This is a genomic window from Variovorax sp. P4_D9, assembly GCF_056401695.1.
On sequence record NZ_JBFUIU010000700.1, the window covers coordinates 1 to 4,547 of the forward strand.

The 4,547-nt window shown below is 62.2% G+C and carries 3 protein-coding genes; 1 reads left to right on the forward strand and 2 read right to left on the reverse strand.

What is annotated here, in order from left to right:
* Nucleotides 1-16: 16 nt before the first annotated feature.
* A complete protein-coding gene (locus tag AC1DY5_RS42965; protein WP_478120524.1) occupies nt 17-1,495 on the reverse strand; it encodes a phospholipase D family protein in 1,479 nt (492 codons plus the stop codon).
* A 545-nt stretch (nt 1,496-2,040) separates the two neighbouring features.
* On the opposite strand from AC1DY5_RS42965, the gene AC1DY5_RS42970 reads away from it, so the two are divergent.
* Complete coding sequence (locus tag AC1DY5_RS42970; RefSeq protein ID WP_478120525.1) at nt 2,041-3,396, forward strand: TAXI family TRAP transporter solute-binding subunit; 1,356 nt, start codon at nt 2,041-2,043, stop codon at nt 3,394-3,396.
* Nucleotides 3,397-3,589: 193 nt separating this feature from the next.
* Here AC1DY5_RS42970 and AC1DY5_RS42975 read toward each other — a convergent pair whose 3' ends face one another.
* Nucleotides 3,590-3,895: an NIPSNAP family protein gene (locus tag AC1DY5_RS42975; RefSeq protein WP_478120526.1), complete on the reverse strand. Its 306-nt coding sequence runs from the start codon at nt 3,893-3,895 to the stop codon at nt 3,590-3,592.
* Nucleotides 3,896-4,547 lie beyond the last annotated feature (652 nt).

The window sequence follows — 4,547 nt, forward strand, 5'->3', positions numbered from 1 at the left end:
GCCTACAGCAGCCAGCCTACAGCAGCCATTCGATGGGAAGGATCGACAGCAGCTCGACGCCCATCCGCGTGGACCAGTCCGTTTCGGGCTCGGTGTCGTAGTGCTTCACGCCCGACGCAGTTCGCTCGATCCATTCCAGGCTGTTGCTGTCTGCGGCCAGCCGTACCTCATACGCCAGCATTGGCACTTCGACATCGAAGAATCGGGTCAGACCCTGCGCGAGCACCGGATTGCTGAGCACCAGTCCCATTTCGGTGTTGAGCCGAGCCGAGCGCTGGTCGAAGTTGAATGAGCCGACGAAGATCCTGCGGCTGTCGACTGCAAGCGTCTTGGCATGCAGGCCGGAGGACGAGCCTGATCCGAACCGGTCGCTGGATTCCAACGATAGTCTTGCCGCGATCGGCTCGATCTCATAGAGCTGGACAGCGGCCTGGAGCAGGTGCCGACGGCGCTTCCCGTAGCCCGAATGCACCGACTTCTCATCGGATGCCGCGAGCGAGTTGGTGAGAATGCGCACGGTAACGCCTCGTTTGGCGAGCTCCGCCGGGCCGATCTTGCGCACCAGCTCCGGGAAGAGCAGCACGTCGGTCCGCTGCGTGGTGTCGAGCGTCTTGGCCGGGTCGTCGTACACCAATTCGGCTGTCGCCCATTCGAGCGCGAGCTTCCGGTCCAGCAGCTCGCGCACCAGCGGCGTGGCGCGGACCGCCTCGAGATATGCGATCGATTCAGGGTCGGCGCGGTTCGCCACGAATTTGGCCTCGAGATTGGCGGTGCCGTCCGGCATTGGCGGACCGACGAAACCTGACGCCGGGTAGCCGGACGCGCTGTTCCAGTAGACATCGAACTCCTTGGACACCTCGGACACCGCTGGTCCCACAGCGAGGATGTTCAGGTCGGCAAAAGTGAGGCCGCCCCCGGCGCCGAAGTACTCGTCAGCTATGTTGCGTCCGCCTACGACCGTTGCCTGGTTGACGGCGGTGAACGACTTGTTGTGCATGCGCCGGTTCACGCGCGTGAAATCGATCACGAAGTTGAGCGCGCGGTTCTCGCGAATGACCACCGGGTTGTAGAGGCGCACCTCGATGTTCGGATGCGCGTCGAGCGTGGCGATGGTGGGATCGAGCCCCTCCGTATTCATGTCATCGAGCAGCAGGCGCACGCGCCCCCCCCGCTCGGCCGCCTGCCAGAGTGCCTGGAACAATAGATAACCGACGTGATCGCCATTCCAGATGAAGTATTGCGCGTCGAGCGACATTTCTACGGAACCTGCGATAAGAACGCGCGTGGCGAATGCATCGCGGGGGTCGGGGAGTGCATGGATGCCCGTCTTGCCGGGATTCGCAGCGACGCTGGGCGCAATCGCGCGGCCGAGCTGCGTCCCCGCCGTGTCAGTGAGGGCGGTGGTCTCGACACGGTCCTTTGGAGGGGGCAACGTGGCGCAACCCGTGACGACCACTGCGACGGCGACCAAGAGGAAGGCCAGAACACGGTTCATTTGAGTTCTTCCAATAGGTATCTGCAGTGCGAGACCGCAAGGAATCTTTCCAGCTGTAGCAAGAGCATAGCGAACCGGGGCGTTGTCGCGAAGGTCAGTAGACGGACGCCATCGGTTTGCCGACGTGTGCCCTTGCGGATAACCAAGCCGAACTCGCCGAGCAGGCTACGAATTTGCGCCTTGCGGGCAATGACCTGACTCTGGCGCGGTTTGTAGAGGTGCTGTCGAGGAGAACTCCTTCTAAAGCGTTGATCTCATTGACCCGTTTTCTTGATTCAAGTCCAATACATGCTTTACCAGGGCTTGCAGCTGCAGCGTTTTTCGTGGGCGGTACGAAAAAGGTACGGAAAATTGAATGATGAGGAATGCGGAAGCGAAGATCACGCCGGCGCTACCCCGGCGAGTCCTCGCTGTGCTGGGGCGCGACAGCAGCAGGCGCGACGTCGAGCTCGACATGAACGGACGCTGACCGGCCCCGCTTGCGACTTCATATGCGACGCCGTGATTTGGCATTGAAAGCGCGACGCGATCGAGTGCGCTGGGCGTTGCTCGCGGCCGCGGCGATCGCCGCGGCTTTCCTTGGTGCCTGGTGGTTGGAAAGCACGATTCCGCGCCGCATCGTGCTCGCGTCCGGCCTGCCAGACGGCATGTACCACCAGTACGCGCAGCGCTACAAGGAGATCCTGGCGCGCGAGGGCGTGACGGTCGAGGAACGCATGACCGGCGGCGCGGAAGAAAACGAACGCTTGCTGCGCGACCCCAAATCCGGCGTCGATGTGGCCTTCATGCATGGCGGAGTGGTGCGCCCGTCCGACCAGGGGAAGCTCGTCATGCTTGCCGCGCTGTACTACGAGCCGCTCTGGATCTTCTATCGCGACAGCGTCGTGCACCCGCACTTCGATGAACTTCGCCACAAACGGCTCGCCGTGGGCTCACCGGAAAGCGGCGTGCGCGCGTTCATGGAACCGCTGCTCGCAGCGAACAACATCACCCACCTGAACTCCGAGTTGGTGCCATTGGTCAATCTGGCCGCCCTGCGCGCGTTGCAGGCGGGACAGGTCGATGCCGCGTTCCTGGTCGGCCCCGCGCAGTTCCCGGCGATCTGGCAGGCCTTGCACGACCCGGAGCTGAAGTTGCTGAGCCTGGCACGCGCCGATGCGTATCCGCGCAAATTTCCCTACATCACCAAGCTGACGCTGCCAGCGGGGACGATCGATCTCGCGCTGCACATTCCGCAGCAGGAGGTGAGGCTGATCGGCACGAAGGCCATGCTGGTTTCGCGCGACGGCTTGTCGCCGGCGATCGTCAACCTGCTCCTCGAGGCGGGGCGTGAATTGCATGGGCAGCAGGGATWGTTCGARGCGGACGRCGAGTTTCCGAACACTGCASCCGTGGAYYTGCCCGTRTCSWCCGATGCGAWTCGCCACCATCGCTTCGGGCCCAGCMTSCTTCACCGCTACTTGCCGTTCTTCGTCGCCGCCTACGTCGAACGSCTGATCGTGYTGCTSGTGCCCGTGSTGTTCGTGATCGTTCCCTTGGCCAATCTTCTGCCGCGGTTGTTCCGCTGGCGCGCGCGGTCGCGCATCTACCGCTGGTACGGAGAGCTGGCACTGCTCGAACGCGATGTTAGTACGCGCAAGGGCGCATTGCCCGTCGAGCAATGGCTGGACGACCTGGGCCGGATCGAGCAGGCGGCTGCGCGGATCCGCACCCCATTGAGCTACGCCGGCGAAGCCTATACGCTGCGAGAGCACATCGGCCTGGTTCGCCAGGCAGTGATGGTCAGGACGCAGGGCGCAGACGCGGACCTGGATGACGATCCAAGGCATGGCGTGACTGCATTGGAGCGAAATGTTCCTCAGGTCCGCGTAGAGGCGGCCCGGGAGGCCCCATCGAGTTGAAGTTGTTGCCAACAACGATTCGCCAGCCGAATGGCGGTCGAGGCCCAAGCAGCGGAGCTTGCATCTGATCGATTTGCTAAGCCGTGGGTGTCAATTCGTGCGCCGCTTCTGGCACTGGGCCTCCTCATAGCTGACCATCGCGAACGACTCCTAATGGCCGGAAGGAGCGGCTCAGTATTCCGGCTGGTCCTAGTCACTCGAACACAGGCCTAAAGAAGCTGCGTTCATAGCTGACGATGCAACGCGTGTCTTCTGCATATTTGAATGCGTCTTGGCACTCTGAATCATTGGCGGACGTCGCGCGGTACTTCTCGTAAGCCGCAAGACTTGGAAAGGTGAACATGGCAAGCGCGATATTGTTCTCTCCTTCCGATGGCAGGAAGTAGCCGTGATGCTGCCCATCGAACTTCTCGACGAGCGGAATCCAGAGCTTGCCGTAGTGTTCGAATTCCTTCAGCTTGAACGGGTCGATGACGTATCGGAGGTAGCAGGTGACCATTTGACGTAGAAGAAAGTAAATCCGGGTCTTCCGCACTTTGTGTGACGCGGATGACGCGGATGTGGCGATGTGCATGGTGAGGAATATTCGAAGGACTCAGCTCTTTGGGCTGGCACAGTTTGGTCTCGGCTATCCAATCCGCGAGCGCAGGCGGTTCGTGCAAAGTCGCCGGCTTCATCGATGGGCCACCGTCGGCGACATCGAATGCGTGCCTTAGCGCGTCAGTTCGAGCCCAGAACTCTCAGCCGAAGCAACTCGACGCTTGCCCGCCCGTACATCTGGCGCTTGAGGTACTTCAAGCGGTTGACATGGCCCTCCGTCTGGCCATTGAGAGGTGGCCCCGGTTGTCTGAACACCGAACTGGCTTCGATAAGTGGAGCCTGCGGGGTTGACATCGGCGCCGAGAGTTGTCCACGGCGGCGGGCGGGCGTCGCTTGCGACGCCAGGTGCGACGACCTTCCTCGGGCCGCGCAACGGATGCGCGCGCAAGGCCGTCAGTACCTCGAACGAGGCCCGTGTAGCCCGTATCGAGCCGCGCTGAACCGACCAACCTCGGTTCGGTGAAATCCAGATCCGACCCGGCAAGCAATTCGTCTCCGATCGGCAGCGCGCGGTCGTCCATCACCAAGTACCGGGTCGCCGGGATCTGCAG